Origin of the sequence: Paracoccus wurundjeri, from assembly GCF_030678915.1 — a bacterium.
GTDB lineage: Bacteria > Pseudomonadota > Alphaproteobacteria > Rhodobacterales > Rhodobacteraceae > Paracoccus > Paracoccus onubensis_A.
Window position 1 is genome coordinate 1 of the sequence record NZ_JAUUTZ010000025.1, and the last position, 20,045, is coordinate 20,045.

Sequence of the window (20,045 nt, forward strand, 5' to 3'; positions counted from 1 at the left end):
AGCTTCGGGTCGAAGTGCGGGGCGATCTAGCCGACATCCTTGCGATCTCGCTGGAACGTAAAAAGCCCTCCGGTGGGGAGGGCGGTGCGCAATTTGTGATGGTTGCGGGGGCTCGCAACCTACGAGAGCGACACTCGCTCGAAGCCGCAATTTGATGGTGATTCAAATCCGCGAACGCAAATCCAGCTAACGAGGGTGCCCCATCCATCTTGGCCTTCATCTGCAGCACGATCCTGGATCAAAAATCACGCCTCGCTGGAACCCCATCCGATTCATAACGATCGAAAATCGTTCTAGGCCGAAGATTTCCGACATGGGAATGCGATCCGTCAAGCATCATTCACTTTGCCGGCGAAGGTCGGCTGATCCGCGAAACGCCATGGTCCGCGCGTCGATCGCGCCGGTCCCGCGGGACCTGCTCGGCTGAGCCGGTCTCTGGCTCGCGATCTATAGCAGCGGCCATACATCAAGTCGGTTACGGGCCGGTAGCGAACAGTGTGGCTATCGTGCCAAGTCGTCGAGGAATTCAGAGGCTGGATCGACACCGGTGATCAGCAGCCGGTCGCGAGCGCGGGTGCAGGCGACATAAAGCAGATGACGTTCGGTGTTGTAGACCTCCTCCAGATCGGACTCATCGGCGACTGTCTCGATCCGCTCCTGCAACGGCAGCACCTCGTCGTCGCACGCCATCACGGCGACTGCGCGGAATTCGAGGCCCTTGGCGAGGTGCATGATGCTGATTGCGATCTTACCTGCTTCCGCCTCTACCTTGTCGCTCAGCTCGACACCCGATGCGCCAGCGGTCTTGATCGCGGTCCGCGCACGCTTCAGTTGCTCGCCGGTTCGAACGAACAGGCCGACCTCATGCGGCTGGCAACCCTCTTTCAGGCGATCGGCGAGCCAGTGCCCGACAGCTTCGCTCTCTTCCGTGGCCGTATCGAAGGTGCAGATCTCGGGTGCCGGCCCGTTGAACACGGAGATGGTGCCGCGGCGGCTCTCGGTGTTGCCGTCAACGTCGGAGATGTTCGGCGGCAGCAGCCGATCCGCCTGGGCGCGGATCTGGTGGGAGGTGCGATAGTTGATCCGCAATGTGTGGGAGCGTCCACGCAAGTCGATGCCGAGCGATTTCCACGAGAAGGGTTGCTGGAAGATGCGCTGTCCGAGATCGCCGGCGAAGAACAGCCCGTCCGGCTTGTGCGAAACCAGTGCGGCCAGGAAGCGGGCCTCGGCCACGCTGATATCCTGCGCCTCGTCGACGACCGCGAAATCGAACGGCCGTTTCTCCGTCGCGCCATAATGCGCCGCAAGGCGACCGAACATGCCGGACCATGTCACCGCCTTGCGCTCGGCGAGACCGGCGCGCAACCGCTCGAAGATCGACCAGAGGGATTCCCGCTGCTTGCCGCCGATCCGTGTCTTGCGGCCAAGGCGCGAGACGTCCCGGTACCCCTCCCAGTTCTCGATCTGCCAGGCGTCGACGACCTCCGACCATTCCCCGGCAAGGAAGGGCAATGAGAACTTCTGGCCATCGTCCTGTCCCGCCGCCTTGGTGAGCAGAGTGTGAACGAGGGACGGCGAGGCGATGTTCGGCTGTCCGAAAAGACTGGAATAGAGATCATAGGCGACGCCCGTGATGGACTGCACGGTGATCCGCGCCAACACGGCCGGTTCGTTTCCGGCCAGATGCTGCAGCTTCACCTTCAGCGCATTGGCTAGCGCCTTCGAGAAGGTCGTCAGCAGGATTCGCGCCTGTGGATCGTTGCGCGCCAGATGCACCGCGCGATGCAGCGCGACCACCGTCTTGCCCGTGCCCGCGGCCCCCGAAATCCTCGCCGGCCCCGAGTAGCTGCGCTCCACATATTGCAGCTGGTCGGGATGCAGGAAGACCGCCCATTTCTCCCAGGGATAGTCGAGCGCGCGCTGCAGTTCCTCGATGTTGGTCAGGACACGGAAACGCCGCTGCGCATCGGGATGGGCGAACGGATCGGCCTCCACGGGGGCCGTCAGCGGCGGCTCCGGCTTCTCGCCCACCGCCAGCTTCAGGAGCGCCTCCTGCGCCTCCTGCGGCAGATGGGAGATGATGTCAAACAGGGTGTCCTCGGTCGCCAGGCGAACGTCGTTCACCCACTCCTCGGGCACGCCGAAACCCATCAGCTCGAACTTGCGCAGATTGTCAAAGAGTCTCGGCTTCGCAGCCGGTGCCGCGGCAACCGGCTCCACGACCTCCTTCGGCTTGAAGATCTCCACCTCTTCGACGCGCTCGCGCACTTCGACGAGTTGCATCGCGCCCGTTGTCGGATGCCGCTCGATCTTGCGCCGCTCGGCCCATTTGTAGGCATCGTCGTGATGATCGACGTAGACAAGCAGAAGGCTGGACCGCGTGCGGTGGACGATCAGCCGGATGTCAGCGTTCACCCGCACCGACCAGAAATTCGGGTCCTTGGCGCGGTCCAGCTTGTGGAAGGAAAGGCCCGGCGCAGAGGCGTCGAGCTGCAGGTCGAAGGCGGTTGTTTTCACCGCCTTCTGTTCCTGTGTGGTCAAGCGAGAGAGGCTCTCGGTGAAGGTGTCGGCGATGCGGAACTCCACTCAGCCTCCCTCCCGATCACCTGACGCAACATTTGCTGAAATAAGCTTCCGTTCAGCAATTCGGCTTGCCAGGGCATCTTGGTCGCGGACCAACAGCGGCAAGAGAGCGTCGTGAACTTCAGGATGATCGTCGAGCAGTGCAAGCGCTTCCTGAGCGTTTCTTATCTTAAGCGACTGCAATGTTTCGCGCTCTTTCTCGACCTGAAGGCGCTTCAGTTCGGTGTCGAGGCTAGCTTGCGTATCCCGCTCTCTCCGTAGATGCGCCTCGTCGAAATAGACCTTTATCCGCCCAACTGAATTGGCGATGGTTTCGAATACCTTGCCGATGCCAAGCAGATCGATGCCGCCAGGCGACGCGTACTGAATACGGTCAACTCTCAATCTTTCATAGGACGGAGTCTCGTACCGAGCACGCTCCAGCAGGCGTTGATTGATCTGGTCGAGCGCTGCCTCAAAGGGCAGCCCACCGTATCTCGCGCTTCCCCACATGTAGTAGTCATCGTCAAGCCAGTACGGCAGGCCACGAAGCCGACGCGATCCGACCGGCGCCAACTTGTAGTAAAATGATTCTGTGGACCTCAGTACCTCGACAAAATCCTGCGGCTCCCACGCACCGTCGATCTCAAGCATCAGCATTTTTGGTTCACCCCACCGAGAACACCTTCATGACCTCGTCGCCGAGGTGGTTGATGACCTTCACCGCGATGCGGCCGGAGACTGGCTTCGGGAAGGGGCGCGACGTGTCGCTGTGCAGACTTTCCCATGCCTCCTGATCGATCTCGGCCTTCAGCGTCGTCTTCAACGCCTTGTACGGATCGTTCGCGCCGAGGAAGTAGGCGTGGCGAACGAAGAAGCTTTCCTCGTTATAGTCGGTGTCGAGCATCCACAGCGCGATGCCGTCGGTGCCTTCGGAGACGACTTCGCCCGACTGCGGCTTGAAGACGTCGACGCCGAACACCTTCACCCGGATCATGCCGTCGCCGGCGTCCTCGATCTTGATGTCAGGCTCACCAAAGATGACGAAGAGGTTGCCCGCGCCGGTCGATTTCAGGTCGCCGCCCATGTGAAGGTCGGGGTTCATGCGGGCCTTCAGCACCGGCACGCGGCCGAGCCTGTCGAACTCGGCCGAGTGGGCGTCGTAGTTGAAGGCGCAGGCGATCAGCACGTCGAAGCCCGCATCCCCGGCCTCGCGCGCGGCCGCCACCAGATCGGGGCGGGAAACGGTGCCGAACTCGGGGCCGATGAAGATGCCGGCGCGTTTCTGGCGCTCACCCTCCATGAACGTCCCCTCGGCGCAGATGAAGCGGCCGGGCCAGCCGGTCAGGCTGGTGAAGGTGATCCGGTCTTCCTTGTGCGCCTGCTGGACGCCGGCGGCCTTCAGGTTCTCCAGGATCATGTGCGCGAAGTCGGTCACGTTCTCGTCGCGGTCCGCCGCCTTGCGCTTGCCCTCGGCGGCCTCCAGCACATCGATCAGCTCGTCGTTCCAGTCCACCGCCAGCGTGCGGTGGGGCGAGAGGCTCTCGACCGTGAACGGACCCGCGACGCGGACCTTTGAATTGTCCGGATAAGGCTTGTCGTAGAGATACTCGAACTCGGCCTTGGCGGCGATGGAGGCGTCGATCTCCTTCTGCCGCGCGATGCGCGCCTCCCACCATTCTCCATGAATCCTGATTGCCTCAGCATTCGTCCAGGGATCAATCGGTCGCTCGGGCAATGTTTTGAATGTGTAGGCTCGACCAAGGATCGCGTTGAGCTTGTCGAGTGCCCTCTGCGATTTCTTCCCGACTTCATCCTCGGCAATCGCCTCGCGCAATTTCGAGTGGATAGCGGCGGCCTCGGGCTTCCAGGGATCACCGGCCTCGCGCGGTATCTCCCATTCCTCCCAGAGCTGATTCCTACCGAGCACGCGATTCAACTCATCTCGCAGCGGCTCCAGCGTATCCTGCCACCGCTCCCAGATCACGTCGATCTCGGCATTGTTGGCGATGGATTTCAGCGTGATGTGCGGCACGCGGTCGTAGACGAAGCCCATGCGGATATCGCCGCGGGTCGGCGTAGTTTTCGGGACGGTGCGCGCGATCTCGCTTTCCTTGGCCTGCCCCTCGGGGCTGTCGGCCAGGAGGTAGTAAGGATAGCGCCCGCCCATCAGGCGCGAGCGGGCGAGCGCAATGGCGACGCGGCTGGTGTCAATAGTGATCCAGCGCCGTCCCCATTGCTCGGCCACATAGGCCGTGGTCCCGGAGCCGCAGGTGGGGTCGAGCACCAAATCGCCGGGGTCGGTGACCATCAGGACGCAGCGCTCAACGACCTTTGGTAGTGTCTGAACCACATACAGCCGATCAGCACCAAATCCGCTCGTCTGGGTGTCAATCCAGATATTCAAGAGTGGCGTAACGTTGTAGTCGTCCAAATAATTCACAAAGCGCAGCGTTTTGCCCTGCGCTACAAATCGATCTGCTCGGGAGACAACTGCTAGGCCGGCCCCGTGAGTCTTCCAGTGCGAGTTCGATGATGGTTCAAATGATTGGCCTCGCCAGATGAACGGCTTGTCGCGTGCAGACGGACCGTCCGAGAACATCGGATACGGCTGCATGATCCTAGCGGAATCAGGGATGGGGCTTTCGCCGCGCTTTTCTTTCGCGTTGAGCGGCCGCCGTTCGCCCTGGATAGTCTCAATCCAAGTATAATTCGTCGCGCCTTCATCCCCAGGTCGCTTTTCATCGTAAAGCTGACGATATTTCATTGCCTTAGCAGACTTCGCGAACCACAGAATGAAGTCCGTCACATTGGCCAGCGCTCCAGAGCTCTGCCCCCCGGTCTTCTTGAAGGCTATCTGACTGACGAAATTGTCTTCCCCAAACACCTCATCCATCAGGGCGCGAACGCGATGAACGTTCTCGTCGCCGATCTGCACGAAGATGCTCCCGCTCTCGTGCAGCAGGTCGCGCGCAACAGTCAGCCGATCGCGCAAGTAGGTCAGGTAAGAGTGGATGCCGTCGCGCCAGGTGTCGCGAAACGCGCGCACCTGTTCGGGCTCTCGCGTGATGTGGTCCTTGGCCCCGTCCTTCACGTCGCGCGAGGTCGTCGACCACTGAAAGTTCGAGTTGAACTTGATGCCATAGGGCGGGTCGAAATAGATACACTGCACCTGCCCGCGCAGGCCCTCGCGCTCGGCCAGTGACGCCATCACCGAGAGCGAGTCGCCTGAGATCATCCGGTTCGACCAGTGCTGATCGTGCTGGTAGAACTCGGTCGCCGCTTCTGCATCCCGCAGCCCATTGAAATCGGCGAAGAGGTCGGCCATCGGCGGCGCGGCTTCATCGGCGCGCGCCTTCGATTCGCGCTTCAAGTCGTCGATGATGACCTTGGGGTGCACCTTCTCTTGTATGTAGAGCGGCGGAGCGGAGACGATGAGGTCCGACCAGTCCTGCTCGTCCTTGCCGCGCCAGACGAGCTGCGGATCGAGATCGCGGTTACGCCGCTCATAGGCGAGCTGGATCGGCGTCTTGTCCGCCTCGCGCATGACGCTCTCGAACTCGGCCGTCGGGATGTTCTTGCGCGTCGCCGCGTCGTGCTTCAGCGCTTCGACCTCGATCGGTTTCTTCGCCATTACGCGGCCTCCTCTGCTTGCGCGTCGGGCAGATCGAAGCCCTCGTCATCCTGCGGGATATCCTCGCCTTCGTCGGGCGCCACGCCGGCCTTGATGACAGGGTGGCCGGTCGCCTTGGCGATCATGGCGAGGAGCCGCGCCTCGCGATCCGCCATGAACCCCTCGAAATCGTCGGCACGCAAAAGGGCCGGGTCCATCGCGTGGCTGGCGAGATACTCGTCCAGCGCGTCGGGCGCGATGGGCGGTGTATCCTTGCCGCCCATCTCCAGCCGGGAGAGATACTCCGAAGGCGCGACCCCGCCGAGGATGCGGTTGGTCTTGTAGCTGAGCGGGGTCTTGTTGACGACGGTGTCAAAGACCTTCGGTTCGATCTTCTGCTTCTTGCACCAGTCCTGCGGGAAGATGTGGTGGATATCGACATACTCGTCGAAGAACACCGTCTGGCCGTAGGGCTGGCCCGAACGGAAATCGATCGCGCCCTCGGCCATCAGCAGGGCGTGGATGCCCTTGTAGGCGGCGGAAAGGCGGGTGCGCAGCGTGCGCAGCCGTTCGGGGCGGAAACGCCCTTCGGTGATTGTGCTGGGCTCAGGTCCGCCGTCGAGCCAGGCGGGGACCTCGAGCACGTCCTTCGCGAAGCGGGATTCGATGGCCGAACCGTAAAGCTCCCCGAAGATGCCGCACCAGAACCAGCGCGCCAGCCGGTCGCGCACCGCCGCATGGTCGAACTTCGGGCCGATGATCGCGAGGATCGCGGCAAACGGGACGAGCTGGCCCTGATAAGGCAGGTCGATGACGCGGTAGATGTGGTTCTGGCGCAGGAAACGGGCGGCCGCCTTGAATCCTTCCTCGACCGCGCCACGGTGCTTCAGATAGGCCTCCAACGGCAGGTCCAGCAGCGACTGGCGCGTCGCCCGGACGGCGGAGAGCTCGGACTCCTTACGGCCCGCGGCGATTTCGGCCGCGCGCTTCTCGACGCCGTGCAGGAGCGCGATCGCCTGCAGGACATCCGTCGCGGCGACCTTCTCCAGAACACCGAACTTCTGCTCGGCCGCGCGGCCGTAGAGCTGCAGCCGTATCTGCAGCCCGGCTTGGCCATCGGCGCCGAGCCAGTCGTCGCGGAGGCGATGCCCGCGGGCGGCGTACATGGCGGTTACGAGTTCGAAGGCATCGAGCGGCTTGCCGCCGGTGTTCACCTTCTCGAAGACGAGGCATACCGCTTCGTGCGAGGTGTCGGGGCCCAGCGCGATGACCGGCAGCTGGTAGGCCTTGAAGTTCTGGAGGACTTCGTCCTTAAACGGCTTGAAGAGCTTGCGCGTCTCAGGATCCTTCTCCAGCCAGTATTCGTTGAACCCGTCCTGCCATTCGTCCCAGTCGAACACCTGGTTCAGCGGGAACATGAGGTTCTGGTATTCGAGCTCGGGCGTGGAGAGATCGAGTTCGATCTTCCGGTCGAAATCCGATTTGATCCGCCGATCCTCCGGCACCGAGACGATGGCGTTCTCGCGATCCTCGGACGGGTTCATGGCCTTGCGGATGTCGATGTAGAACCAGCGCCTCACGAGCTTGAGGCGCGGAGTAACCGTCTGCACCACCTCACGCCTCAGGCAGGTCTGGTAGAGGGACGTCATGCGCTGCTGGCCGTCGAGGAGGAGCTGGTCGGGGGCGGCGGTCGCGACAATATCGGCGCCCTGGATCGGGCGCCGCGCGAAGGTATCGGCAGCTCCCGGCTTCACTTCGAGCGTCATCAAGGCGCCGACCGGAAAGGCCTGCGAGATCGACGCGATGAGACCCTTGATCCGCTCCTCATCCCAAACCCAGCTGCGCTGAAAATCGGGAAGCTGGATCTTCCCGCTTCCGCAATGTCGGAGCAGCTCCTCGAGGCTAATCGGATTTGTCTTGAATGCTGCCTGCTTCCCCAAGGTCACACCTCGTGATCGACGACTTCTGCGGCAGCGTATTCACGCTGCGCAGCGATCAGTTTGTTGAACTCCGTCTCGATCTCGTAGACGGCAGTGAATTCGGCGAAGGCCCAACGACCGAACTTTTCGAGGTTGTTGACGCCTGGCACCCAATAGGCCCGCATCGTGTTCGCCTTCTCCTTGGCGTCCTCGCCGCGGAAGCCCTTGATCTCAACGATGAGGTTCAGCGGATCGGAAAAGCCGTCATCCACCTGGACGATGAAGTCCGGGATATACTTTCGGGGTGTCGAGCCCATCAGGTAGGGCACTTCGAGGCCAAGATTCTGGTTCTTGACGTAGGCGCGAACCTTGGGATGCGCCTCCGCCACACGGCAGAACTCCGCCTCCCAGTCGCTGTCGCAGACGACCCAGTTCACGTGGCATTTGCGCGGGTCGGTCTGCCAGCGCGTTTCCTTCGACGTCGTGAAATTGACGAAGGCTGTCGAGCCGGTGGGGTTGTAGGCGTCGAGGATCGCTTTGACCGGACGATCGCCGGCGAGCGTTTCGGTGATGGCGGCCTTGATCCGTTCGGCCGCCATGTCGGCGATTTCCTTGTAGATCAGCTGTGCGGGATAGGTGCCACCCGAACACTTGAGATAGCCGCCTTCGAGCCATTGGCGCGTAATGCGCTTGAGCTGCCCGAACAAATGGAGCTTCGGCTCCTCTCCCGGATCGCGGTACTTGTTGTAGAGCAGGTGTCGCGCGAGGTGAAACAGGACGGTCGAGGACCGCATGTCCTCCAGATGCGCGACAGTCAGATCGACGCCTTCGCCGATGATGCCCTGATTCTTGGTCACAGACGGACCGACAAGCTCCGGCGTCAGATGGAGGACGTGATCCTGCCCGAAGGCCGCTTCCAGCCGCTCGTCGGGCAGTTCGACGCGATAGCCCTGGACGCGAGGAAAGACGATCTCCAGCGCGTCGCGGTCCGGTTTGACGGCATGGACCCGCACGGTCTCGCGCGGTTTGGCGGGCGGTGAGACGACCGGTTTGGCGGCAAAGTCGAAAGGAATGCCGAGCACGTCGGCATACTCCACGTTGAACAGCCCCTCCTCGTTGAGGTCATAGGACTGTCGACGCAGGCCGCGACCGACCACCTGCTCGCACAGGAGTTGCGTGCCGAAGGCGCGAACGCCGAGAATATGGGTGACGGTGTTGGCGTCCCATCCCTCCGTCAGCATCGAGACCGAGACGACGCAACGCACCTGCTCACCCAGCCGCCCCTTCTTGCCGACGGTGTTCATGACCTCACGCAAGAGCGTGGCGTCGTCGATACTGTCGGGGGCGTGGACGTCGCCGGTGCGCTCGATCATCTCGCGACGGAAGCGCTCAATCTCATCGCCCGCCATCTCGCGGAAGTCCTTGTCGAGGGCTTCACCGGATTCGAGCTGAGCCGAATCGATCAGGATCGTGTTCGGACGGGCGATGCGGTTTCCGTAGTCGTCGTAATTGCGGAACAGCGCCAAACGCCCATTTTCAAGCGTGGTAGAGCCGTCGTCGTTTTCGCGGTGGAAGCCGGAGACATATTTGTAGATCAGCTCCGAGGTCGAGGTGTTGTTACACACGACGATGAAGACCGGCGGCACACCGATGCCCTCGTTCTCCCAGAGCTCGAACGTTTTCTGATAGTGGCCATAGAGCGCTTCGAGCGCGGTCAGCAGCTCGGCCGGCAGGCTCAGCGGATCGAGCGACTTGCCTGCGCTGCGGCCCTTCTTCGGCAATTTCTTGCCGATATGCTCCCATAGATTGCGGAACTTCGGCGTATCGCCGCCTGAAATATTGTCGGCGACCGGAACGCGCGGCAGCTTCACGATCCCGCATTCGATCGCGTCCATGAGGGAGAAGTCGCTCATGGTCCAAGGGAACAGGGTGCCTTCCGCATAACCCGAGCCGCGCAAGAAGAAGGGCGTGGCCGAGAGGTCATAAACGAGCGATATCCCGAGCTTACGCTTGACCGCTTCGAGCCCTGAGATCCACATTCGGGCGGCCTCATTGTTGGCTTTGGCCTCGTCCTTCGCCTCGCCCTTGAGGTCGGCCTCGGTTTCGCCCTCGGCGTCCTTCACTCGTTCGCGATAACAGTGATGCGCTTCATCATTCAGCACGACAACGTTCTTAATGCCCATGAGTTCGGGCATGACTCGTTGCAGCATCTGACCTTCAGTTTCCAGCGTCTGAAGCGTCTCTCCTCTCCAGCCTTCCAAGGCGGTGCGGGTGCCCTTGGAGACTGAAATCCGCTCACGCAATTTGAAGGCGTGATAGTTGGTGATGACGATCTTCGCTCGGTCGACATCGGCAAGCATATCGGGCGGCAGGATCTCACGGTGCCGGTAGTAGCTCTCAGGGTCATGGGGCAACAGGACCCGCAAGCGATCCTTGATAGTGATGCCCGGCGCGACGATCAGAAAGCCGCGCGAGAACTGCTTGCTGTTCGGATGGCGGACAGCATTCACCGTCTGCCAGGCTATCAGCATCGCCATCACGGTCGTCTTACCCGCGCCGGTGGCGAGCTTCAGCGCCAAGCGCGTGAGCTCCGGATTGGCCTGCGCGTTGCCGCCCTCGATGTGAGCCCAGAATTTCTTCGTCCGTGCGCCGAGCTTCGGCGCGACCTCCGTCAGCCAGATTGCCGTCTCAACCGCTTCGATTTGGCAGAAGAATGGGCGCACGCCCTCGAAATTGTGGTGACGCCAATGCACCAGTAGGCGCGCTGTTTCAGGCGTGACCAGCCATTGGTCGGGATTGGGCAGCTTGCGCCATTCCTCGACGTAGGTGCGGACCTCGTTGATAATCGGAGTCGGGTTGTACTCCTGCTCCTCCGACGACAAGCCGGCGTCATCGCCAAAGATCATCTGGGCCTGATTGCCGCGTCCCTGACGGCGTTTCTTCGGCTTAGGCACCGGGGTGATGAGGTCGGATCGGCGCCGTATCTCAATGACGCGATTGGTCGGCTGCCCGTCCTCGTCAAGTTCCCAATGTCGGCGGGGATACTCGTAGGGCGAGTTCAGGATCGGGCGCTCGAAGAATGTCTCGCTCATACCCGAGCCTCTCCACTGTCCTGCCGCGCCAGTCTCGGGCCAGCGGCATCTTGATTGAGCAGTACGATCTGTTGATCCTGAGGACGCCGCGCGGTCGGATCGGTATCAAGGCCGAGCCGTCGCAGCGCGTAGTAAAGGAGCGCCTTCCGAACCACGATCTTGGCCTTCCCGCCGCGCCTCCCATAAGGGCCATGCAGCTTGTTCGCGATCCCAAAGATGAAACTGATGAGATCTTGCTGGATGGCTGTCATTCGGCGTTCTTCCCGTCGTCGTCCTGAATTGTGCTGCCCTTGGTGAGCTTCTCGATCTCGTCCCTCCGGAAGCGCCAGGCGCCCCCGACCTTGAAGCCGGGAAGCTTGCCCTCTGCCGCAAGACGGTAAGCCGTTTTCTCATTGATCTTGAGATACTCGGCGACCTCTCGGACGGTCAGAATGTCATTGCTCATCAGCACGCGAACCCCTCCGCCGAAAGGATTTCGAGAAAATAGTGGAAAATTGTGGAAGTCACAAGCGAAGCTGTACACGAGCTTTAGCCGACCCATGTCTGTCAGGCTCTAGGCCGAACGCCAAGCGCTTGGCGAACCTCTTCATAGACAGGGACGTTTTCGCCTGCCTCAATCGTGACGGCAAATCCGTAACGGATAGATTGGTCGAGCGCTCCACCTTGCTCCCGACAAAAAACCCGAAGCGCCAAGGTGCCGTCATCGACGAAAGCCACTGCTCGTTCGCCTGTATAGCGAACGTGAAATAGTGACCCACGAGGCACAGCTTTATCGGAGGGCTGCCCAGAAACCCGCTTCACGCCGAAACGAGCTTCGGGTTCATCTGGTGCGACTTCCAATTTCGCCCGACGATAAGCCTGATGCCGGATGTTCACTGGCGAGAACCACGCCAACGACACAGTTAACGCTCGCGGTTCAACCACGCGCTCCAGACTCGACGGCAGCGGAATTCGATACAAAGCGGCATCTTCGCCAGCAGGAATAGTACCGTAGCCGATCATCGTTGCCCGGTTCGCCGCACATTCCATTGCCTCGTGAACCAGTGGCCGACCGTATCCTAGTAAGCGAGCGATGCCATCGCGCCGGACCACGTGAGTGCCCTGACCCTGCGGCTGCCATGTTTGATCGAGCAGTTCTCCGATGCTTCCCCATTGGGCACGATGAACCAGCATGGCCTTGACGATTACCGCATAAAAGGCGGGGTCAACGTCGGCGAGCAAATTCCCATTATCGGGATCGGAAAGCGCGTCAAATATTCGATGCGCCGCTCTCGTGGCGAGAGCCGTGGCCGCACTGGTGCCTGAGCCAAGCCCTTCTCTGGAAAGACCACCACCGGCATCTGGCATTGCGCAACGCAATCCATATAGACGTCCTGGAGGAACCAGTCTCAAGCTGACCCCATTCGCTCCATTTCCGGCGACCCGGACCAGCTCTCGTCCTCCGGGCATGAAAATATCGGGTTTGACAACCTTGCGATGTCCAAGGCCGAGAGCGGACGAAATATTAGGACCAGGCTCATCCGCGAAGGGCGAGAAAACGCCAACGTTATTCGTTACGGGAGTGCCATCTTCATGCCATGCGCCGACAGTGATCGCATTCAGGGATTCAGCCGGCGATAGCAATGTGCGCACAGCTTGCTGCTGAGCAAGAGCGCGGAGAATTGCGGCCTCACGGTTTGCAGCAGATGCATCCTCGAATTCGATGAGTCCGGCAAAATCGGGGACATTAAGGGGTTGGCTGACATTGCCTGCACTCACCAAGAATAGGATGCCAAATCTATCTGCGAGATAGTCGAGCAATCGACCCCAAGGGCTCATCGGCCCTGCAAAGGGGCGGTTGCGATCTCCTAGCGATAGATTGACGATGAATACGTTCGGAGCTGGAGCCTCGCCTTCATCGTCGCCGACTTTCATCCGCAGCACCGAGCGGTAGATCAAGTCCAACAACAAGCGATCTCCCGGCGGGCGCTCATTACCACCGGCACCGGGCGCATAGAGGACCGGCCGAAAATAGATCGGCCGAGGCAACGGTTCTTCTCCTAGATTACGGTCTCCATGCAAGATCAGAGAGGCCATCTCTGTTCCATGCTTGCGCTCCGCGACAACGCTCATCGCATCGAAATCATCTGGATCGTCCAGCACAAGACGGTTGGCCAGCAACGCATGATTCTGAACAGGCATTGCATCGAATATGGCAGCGATTGGTGGAACGTCCGCGCGAGCGGCTGGCGGCACCGCCACCGCCTCTTCCAGCAGTTCGGCGTCAACCGGGAACTCGACAGTGGACTGCGGTCGCACCATCATGACTTCGTCGCAGATCGCGAGATTGACTTCCTCGCGCCGAATGAGGCGTTGAACTTCCGCAGCCGGAAGGTCCACCAACCTAGCTACGTAACCGATTTCACCAATCTCTGCTTCATCAACGATCACACCTTCAGCTGCTGCGACAGCCCGAGCAAACGTCCTCTGTGAAGCAGTGCGGCGCTCGGTCGTGTTTTGGTACCATAGTTCGATCTCCACTCGGACAGTGGCGTCCTGACCTTTTTCGGCAAGCTCTTCCTCAAGATAAGCGATTGTCTCTTCAGGAAGCCGATCCTCCGGTCCCCATGCACGCAGTTTGTGAAGATGTCCAAACACGTGAAACCACGGAGCGAATCCATCAGGAGCGGCTTGTCCGGCTTCATAGCGCCGCCAAAGCGACAGAAGGTGCCGCAACGCCTGCACATCAGGCATTGCCATATAAAGCCGCCCTGAAATCGGCTTGTCTTCACGAATACCGGGCTCACGCCCTTTGCGCGTCTCAATCACACCGAAATCTTCATCGGGATCGAGAACAAGTTCCTCGTCCGCAAGAAAGGCTAGGCCATCAATCTTGGCGACAGCTGCACTGAAATCGTTGATAGAGCCCGCCACCTCAAAGACAAGAGCACGCTCGGGAGCGATTCCGGCAGGATCATCGCGAAGGCTTAATGGATCACCATTCTGCTCGAAGACTTGTCTTAGTCGCTGAAATGCAGGGCCTATTCGCTCGCCTTGCCGGGCTCTCGATGGCGTCTGGAGTTTGCTTCCGCCACCTCCTCCTTTCGGCCGCTTATCACGCCCCGGCTTCGGGACCGGCAGAAGGGGGTAATCTGTCATGCGAAACATCCTCCCGGGCGTTCGGTGAGGTCCGCGCGGCCCACATCTTTAGCCGCCCCTCAACGATCTTTTTTAATGGCGTATCACCCATCGCGAGAACATGTCTGCGGCGGACATCAAGACAAAACTCTTCGGCTTCAGCATAACTGATCGAGCCGAGCGCTTTCGCAATGGTGCCAGGCGCTCGCCCAAGAGGCTCCACCATACTCTCCGCGAAGCGCTGGAAATATGCGGTCAACTCAGCCTTTGTAGGGGCATTCAGCGATAACCTGAGTTGAAAACGTCGCCAAACTGCACGGTCCAGAAGTTCACTATGGTTCGTCGCCGCGACCACGATCGTATAGCTGGGCAAATCATCCATCTGCATCAGCAGTGAGGTTACAACTCGTTTTATCTCTCCGGTTTCATGCTCGTCGCCTCGCTCCTTACCAACCGCATCGAACTCATCGAAGAAAAGAACGCATGGCGTGGTCCTCGCATAGTCAAAGACGCGCTTTAGACGAGAGGCCGTCTCACCGAGATAGCTGCCGATCATCGCCTCGTAGCGTACAACGAAGAACGGTAGCGCCAATGCTTCTGCGATTGCCTCCGCAAGCGAGGTCTTGCCATTTCCGGGCGGCCCGGAGAGCAGCACGCGATGACGCGGCTCCAGTGAATGGGCGCGCAATATCGAAGCTCTACGTTGTTCTTCGATCAGTTCTTCGCAGGCATGCCGGTTCAACTCCGACAGCACCAGCTCTTCGATTCTTTTCTGCGGAATCAGCTCCAGAAGAAATTCTTTGTGTCGGCTGACGCTTGTCCCCAGAACTGGCGCGGCCTTATGGCCGTTACCGTTCACATGCAAAGCGCTCGTCAGGCGCTCCGCCAGAATATTATGATTCTTCGCTTTCTCTTCAGCGATGATAGCTTCAGCCGCCGCGCGCACGCTTTTTGCATCGCCACTTGATCCTGCCTTTACGAGCGAAATGAGTAGATCACTTCTGGCCATGATCTACCCCAAGCGCCGAACCATTGCGTTTCGAGTGCCTTTCTCGATCAAGCTTCTCAACGACAGCTTCTAGAATCCAAGTGTTTCGGGGGACTCTGACCTGCCGCGTGTTTCGCTCTTGGTCGATATCGCTGACAAGCGCGCGCGGCACCCTTACCGTCAGCGCTGAAACGCCATCTTCGGATGATTGAAGCTTCTTAGACATGGCAATCAACTATCAGAGCGGACGTCACGATTCCATCAAAATGATGTCAGCGTGACGTCGATACACAGATTGTGTACAGCTGTGAAGATGGCATCCTTAGCTAGCGTCCATCTGAGGGCGTCGGATTGGCGGCTTGGGCAGCACCTCTCCGAGCCTTGGCGAAGCCGCGATCCGTGGCGATGAACCGCTCCAACATTGGCACGATCAGCCTGACGGGATCGGCTACAGGCTGGCCGGTTTCGCGGGCCAGCACCTCGGCATAGGCGATCAGATCGCGGTTGAGCGTTGCGGGCAGCTCCAGCGTGACCTTCACGGGCTTGTCGTCGGGCAGCGGGCCGAGTTTCAACCTGGTCATGGTCAACCTCCTGCCGGCTCGAATACAAGGTCGCGGGTGACGATGATCCTGACCGGGAAGCCGGGCCGGATGGTGAGCGTTGGCGCGACCTGCAACTGGCGCTGGACGATCTGCTGACCGGCCTGATTGACGGTATCTTGTGCGCCATCGCGGATGGCCCGGATAAGCCGGTCCTCGTCGCTCGTCGCCAGCTCCGTGCCGATTGCGAGCAGCGTAGACAGCCCGGCCGCCTTCATAAGATCCCACCAATGATAATCGACGCCATCCTCAAGGCCGGCGTAGCCGCTGGCGTCCGCGCCCGGCAGGCGCTCAAGGACGATGGAACGGCCGCCCGGCAGGATCAGGCGATTCCACACCAGCAACACGCGGCGCTGGCCGAAGGTCACGCCATCATCGTATTGACCGATGATGCGCGTGCCCTGCGGGATCAGGAGCAGCGAGCCGGTTGGGCTGTCATAGACGTTCTCCGTCACCTGCGCCGTGATCTGGCCGGGCAAGTCGGAACGGATGCCGGTGATGAGCGCGGCCGGGATCACGGCCCCGGCCTGAAGGATAAAGGGCGATGCCGGCGGCGCGACGCGATCCGGCGCGACGGTCTGCCGGTCCACGGGTCCATTGAGGAAAGCCGCGTGCCGGTCCGGCGTCGCGGGCTGTCCGCCGAGGCCAAGAGCGGCAAGGCTGGGCATGGCCGCCCTTGTCGGCGTTCCCGTGCGCGGGCCGGACTGGAAGAACACATTGCTCAAGCGCGCGGCTTCTTCCTCGGCGCGGCGGCGTTCTTCCTCGGGATCGACGGTGGGCGTCGCCATGACGGGCGGCGCGACGGGCTGGCCCCTGTTCTGCGCGTCGAGGATCGGGCGGCCGAGGTCGCCGGGCAGCGCCGGGCCGAGCACCGGCCCGCTATAGTCGCTGGGCAGGCCGGACAAGCCGTCCGCCGTGGGCCGGTTCTCGGTCGAGTAGAGTTCGTCGCCTCCCGGTCCTGCATCGCGGGTCTGGAGCGCGTAGATCAGCGCCCCGCCTATGCCGAGAAGCGCAACCGCGCCGACGCCTGCCAGCATCTTGCGGGACAGGCGGGTGACGCGCGGCGGTTCGGCGCGCAGGCGCATCGGGGCTGCGGTATCGGTATCGCTCATTAGGACGATCCTCCCGTGGTCGTGCGGGCTGGCTCTGCTGCGGCCTGCGTCGGGTTGGTGCGGACGATTCTGACGACCTGCTGGCGGTTGCCGCTGCCAAGGCGCAACTCGGCTGCGCCGAACAGGCGGTCCACGATCAGGACGTTCTGGTGGATGCGGGAATTGACGATCTGCGGCTCGCCGTTTGCGCCAAGCACGAAGATGGGCGGCATCTCGCCCTGCACGATCCCGGCCGGGAAGACGACATAGATGCGGCGGCCATCGTCGAACACGGAAACCGGCCGCCATGGCGGGCTGTCGCCCTGCACCTGTAATGCGTAGCGATAATTCCGCGCAGCCTCGGCCGGGATGATTGGCGCGGCCGGGACGGTCTGGCGCTGGCCTGCTGGCGGCGCGGGATAGGACCATGCCACGGCGGGCATGTAGAGCGTTTCGCGGGCGTGCAGCTCGATCATGTAGATGCGCCGGTCGGTGGTGACGACAAGGTTCGTCGAAATGTCCGGACGCGTCGGCTTCGCAAGGATATGGACGCGGCGGTTTGCACCGCTGCCGCTCTCGGTGTCGCCGATGATCCAGCGCGTCGTGTCGCCGGCCGCGATCGGCCCCGCACCTGTCAGGCTTTCGCCCGGCTCCAGCGCGATCGTCGTGATCTGCCCGACTGCGGCATAGACCTGATAGAGCGCACCTTCCGACCACGGATAAATCTGGATCGCGTTGTAGTAGCCTTCCCGGCGCGGCTCGACGCGAGCGGCGGCGTTGGCGTTCTCGACGCGGCCGGTCGGCGTGCCTGCGGCGGTGCCGCCGCGTGCGACGGTCCATGCCGGGGGCACATGCAGCGGTCGGGGCGTGTTGTCGGTTGCCGCCGCCTGCGCGGTCGGCAGCGGCGGCACGCTGGCGTCGTAGCTGAATTGCGGCGTCCGGTTGGTGGCGCAGCCTGCGAGCATGGTGGCCGAAAGCAGCACGGCCGCAATTGTCGGGGTGCGGGTGATCGTCCTCATTGGCTCATCTCCCGCGACCACGAAATTGCATTGACGTAGATTCCCAGCGGATTGGCGCGCAGACGCTCGGCGTCGCGCGGCGGCTGGATGACGATGGTGAGGATGGCCGTCCATCGCTCGGTCGTGGAAAGCTGGCCGTTCTCGAAATGGCGTTCGGTCCACGCTACCCTGAAGCTGTTCGGGGATGCACGGATGACGCTCGAGACCTCGACGGCCACCTGCTGACGGCCGACCTTGGCGAAGGGATCGTTCGCCCTCGCGTAATCGTTCAATGCCGCCGCGCCGCGATCCGTTGTCCACTCATAAGCGCGAAGCCAGTTCTGGCGGACAATGATGGCGTCGGCCGGGATCGCGCGGACCTGCTCGATGAAGCGGCCGAGATGGAAAGCGATCTGTGGATCGGTCGGCCGATAGTCGGCGTTGGCAGGCGCGACGGTCTGCGCCTGACCGAGATTGTCCACTTGCACCACCCAAGGCACCACGGTCCCGCGCGCAGACTGCCAGACCAGCGCCGAGGCGAAGCCGGCCGAAAGGATCAGGGAGCCGAACGCCATATAGCGCCAGTTTTTCGCCTGCACGCGGGCTGAGCCGATACGCTCGTCCCAAGCCTGCGCGGCCTTCTGATAGGGTGTCTCGGGTTCCGGCGATTTGCCGTAATGAGTTGCTGGTCGTTTGAAGATGCTCATGAGCGGTCACTTTCGGAAAGGTTGACGGAGGAACCGGAGCCGTGGCTGTCGCCGGAGCGCACCGCATGGGCGGCCATGGTGGTGCCGTGGTTCATCGCCTGCGAGCGACGCATCTGCTGCGCCCACGCGGGAGGGCCGCCAGCCGGGCCGGACGACGCTGCGGCCGGGCCTGCGCTCGCGCCGCCAACCGTGCCTGCGGTGGATGAGCCGCCCGTCACACCGAAAGCTGCGCGTGCGCCATCGGAGAAGCTGGATTTGACGCTTTCGGTGGCTTTCGAGGCAGCGCGTTTCAGGGGCGAGATAGCCGCCGATCCTGCGGCGCGGGCAACACCGCCCAAACCGGAAGCGACACCGGCCGCGCCGGACTGGCCGAGCGAGCCGACGCTATAGGCTGCGGTGGCCGCGCCCGCGGTGGCCGCGCTGCCGCGAACGGCTGCGGCTCCACCGGACAGAGCGGCAGCGCCGCCCTTGGCGGCAAGCATCACCCCGCCGCCCGCGGCGACGCCTGCACCTGCGACCGCAAGCCCGGTTCCCACGGCCGCGCCCGCGCCGAGCTGCGGGCCGCCCGACACGATGCCGTTGGCGATGCCGGGGCCGAAGATGCCGAGGCCGAGCAGCGACAGCGCGGCGAGCACAATCGCCATGGCCTCGTCGATGGTCGGGGTTGTCCCGCCGAAACCGGCCGTGAATTGCGAGAACAAGGTGCTGCCGATGCCGATGATGACGGCGAGCACCAGAACCTTGATGCCGGAGGACACGACGTTGCCAAGCACGCGCTCGGCCATGAAGGCGGTCTTCCCAAACAGGCCGAAGGGGATCAGCACGAAGCCGGCGAGCGTGGTCAGCTTGAACTCGATCAGCGTCACGAAAAGCTGGATGGCGAGGATGAAAAACGCCAGCACCACCAGCGCCCACGCAAACAGCAGGCACGCGATCTGGATGAAGTTCTCGAAAAACGCGATCCAGCCCATCAGGTCGGAAATGGAATCGAGTAGCGGGCGGCCAGCATCGAGGCCGGTCTGGGCCACGCGGCCCGGCCGCATCAGGTCGGTGACGGAAAAGCCGGTGCCCGACGCCATCAGGCCGAGACCGGCGAAGCTCTCGAAAACGATGCGCGCGAGGTTGTTCCAGTTGCTGATGATGTAGGCGAACACCCCAACGAACAGGGTCTTCTTCACCAGCCGCGCGATGATGTCGTCATCCGCGCCCCATGCCCAAAAGAGCGCGGCGAGCGTCACGTCGATGACAATCAGCGTCGTGGCGATGAAGGCAACCTCGCCGCCGAGCAGGCCGAACCCCGAGTCGATGTAGGAGGTGAAGACCCCCAGAAACGAGTCGATGACGCCCGTGTTGCCCATG

Annotated in this window: 13 protein-coding genes and 1 pseudogene; all 14 read right to left on the reverse strand. The window is 61.9% G+C overall.

Going from position 1 to position 20,045, the window contains the following annotated elements; genetic code table 11:
• Positions 1 to 501: 501 nt before the first annotated feature.
• The 14 genes and pseudogenes from Q0601_RS19555 to trbL all read right to left on the reverse strand — a co-directional run bounded on the left by Q0601_RS19555 (position 502) and on the right by trbL (position 20,044).
• Positions 502 to 2,586: a 3'-5' exonuclease gene (locus Q0601_RS19555; RefSeq protein WP_305291598.1), complete on the reverse strand. Its 2,085-nt coding sequence runs from the start codon at positions 2,584 to 2,586 to the stop codon at positions 502 to 504.
• Positions 2,587 to 3,222, reverse strand: coding sequence for a hypothetical protein (locus tag Q0601_RS19560; protein WP_305291599.1), 636 nt, complete (start codon positions 3,220 to 3,222; stop codon positions 2,587 to 2,589).
• 7 nt (positions 3,223 to 3,229) lie between these two features.
• Complete coding sequence (locus tag Q0601_RS19565) at positions 3,230 to 6,196, reverse strand: site-specific DNA-methyltransferase (protein WP_305291600.1); 2,967 nt, start codon at positions 6,194 to 6,196, stop codon at positions 3,230 to 3,232.
• Positions 6,196 to 8,115: a GmrSD restriction endonuclease domain-containing protein gene (locus Q0601_RS19570; protein WP_305291601.1), complete on the reverse strand. Its 1,920-nt coding sequence runs from the start codon at positions 8,113 to 8,115 to the stop codon at positions 6,196 to 6,198. The genes Q0601_RS19565 and Q0601_RS19570 overlap by 1 nt, the downstream gene beginning before the upstream one ends.
• A 2-nt stretch (positions 8,116 to 8,117) precedes the next feature.
• Positions 8,118 to 11,186, reverse strand: a complete 3,069-nt coding sequence (locus Q0601_RS19575; protein WP_305291602.1) for a BPTD_3080 family restriction endonuclease — start codon at positions 11,184 to 11,186, stop codon at positions 8,118 to 8,120.
• A pseudogene (locus Q0601_RS19580) lies at positions 11,183 to 11,371 on the reverse strand (hypothetical protein); the annotation flags it as partial. The pseudogene Q0601_RS19580 and the gene Q0601_RS19575, both read right to left, overlap by 4 nt.
• A 62-nt stretch (positions 11,372 to 11,433) precedes the next feature.
• Positions 11,434 to 11,631 carry a helix-turn-helix domain-containing protein gene (locus Q0601_RS19585; protein WP_151659505.1) on the reverse strand — a complete coding sequence of 66 codons (198 nt, stop codon included), beginning with the start codon at positions 11,629 to 11,631 and terminating at the stop codon, positions 11,434 to 11,436.
• 101 nt (positions 11,632 to 11,732) lie between these two features.
• Positions 11,733 to 14,324, reverse strand: a complete 2,592-nt coding sequence (locus Q0601_RS19590) for a S8 family peptidase (protein WP_305291603.1) — start codon at positions 14,322 to 14,324, stop codon at positions 11,733 to 11,735.
• Positions 14,281 to 15,312: an AAA family ATPase gene (locus tag Q0601_RS19595; protein WP_305291604.1), complete on the reverse strand. Its 1,032-nt coding sequence runs from the start codon at positions 15,310 to 15,312 to the stop codon at positions 14,281 to 14,283. Before Q0601_RS19595 ends, Q0601_RS19590 begins: the two co-directional genes overlap by 44 nt.
• A gap of 305 nt (positions 15,313 to 15,617) precedes the next feature.
• Positions 15,618 to 15,872: a DUF2274 domain-containing protein gene (locus Q0601_RS19600; RefSeq protein WP_305291605.1), complete on the reverse strand. Its 255-nt coding sequence runs from the start codon at positions 15,870 to 15,872 to the stop codon at positions 15,618 to 15,620.
• Between the two features lie 2 nt (positions 15,873 to 15,874).
• Positions 15,875 to 17,002, reverse strand: coding sequence for a TraB/TrbI/VirB10 family type IV secretion system protein (locus Q0601_RS19605; protein ID WP_305291606.1), 1,128 nt, complete (start codon positions 17,000 to 17,002; stop codon positions 15,875 to 15,877).
• Positions 17,002 to 18,000, reverse strand: a complete 999-nt coding sequence (trbG, locus tag Q0601_RS19610; RefSeq protein WP_305291607.1) for a P-type conjugative transfer protein TrbG — start codon at positions 17,998 to 18,000, stop codon at positions 17,002 to 17,004. The genes Q0601_RS19605 and trbG overlap by 1 nt, the downstream gene beginning before the upstream one ends.
• Positions 17,997 to 18,686, reverse strand: coding sequence for a conjugal transfer protein TrbF (gene trbF, locus Q0601_RS19615; RefSeq protein WP_305291608.1), 690 nt, complete (start codon positions 18,684 to 18,686; stop codon positions 17,997 to 17,999). Before trbF ends, trbG begins: the two co-directional genes overlap by 4 nt.
• Positions 18,683 to 20,044, reverse strand: a complete 1,362-nt coding sequence (gene trbL / locus Q0601_RS19620) for a P-type conjugative transfer protein TrbL (protein ID WP_305291609.1) — start codon at positions 20,042 to 20,044, stop codon at positions 18,683 to 18,685. The genes trbF and trbL overlap by 4 nt, the downstream gene beginning before the upstream one ends.
• Position 20,045: the final 1 nt, after the last annotated feature.

Coding starts and splice junctions, on each gene's coding strand:
- Q0601_RS19560 (WP_305291599.1), bottom strand. CDS start 3,222: ATGCTGATGCTTGAGATCGACGGTGCGTGGGAGCCGCAGGATTTTGTC.
- Q0601_RS19565 (WP_305291600.1), bottom strand. CDS start 6,196: ATGGCGAAGAAACCGATCGAGGTCGAAGCGCTGAAGCACGACGCGGCG.
- Q0601_RS19575 (WP_305291602.1), bottom strand. CDS start 11,186: ATGAGCGAGACATTCTTCGAGCGCCCGATCCTGAACTCGCCCTACGAG.
- Q0601_RS19585 (WP_151659505.1), bottom strand. CDS start 11,631: ATGAGCAATGACATTCTGACCGTCCGAGAGGTCGCCGAGTATCTCAAG.
- Q0601_RS19590 (WP_305291603.1), bottom strand. CDS start 14,324: ATGACAGATTACCCCCTTCTGCCGGTCCCGAAGCCGGGGCGTGATAAG.
- Q0601_RS19595 (WP_305291604.1), bottom strand. CDS start 15,312: ATGGCCAGAAGTGATCTACTCATTTCGCTCGTAAAGGCAGGATCAAGT.
- Q0601_RS19600 (WP_305291605.1), bottom strand. CDS start 15,872: ATGACCAGGTTGAAACTCGGCCCGCTGCCCGACGACAAGCCCGTGAAG.
- Q0601_RS19605 (WP_305291606.1), bottom strand. CDS start 17,002: ATGAGCGATACCGATACCGCAGCCCCGATGCGCCTGCGCGCCGAACCG.
- trbG (WP_305291607.1), bottom strand. CDS start 18,000: ATGAGGACGATCACCCGCACCCCGACAATTGCGGCCGTGCTGCTTTCG.
- trbF (WP_305291608.1), bottom strand. CDS start 18,686: ATGAGCATCTTCAAACGACCAGCAACTCATTACGGCAAATCGCCGGAA.
- trbL (WP_305291609.1), bottom strand. CDS start 20,044: ATGGGCAACACGGGCGTCATCGACTCGTTTCTGGGGGTCTTCACCTCC.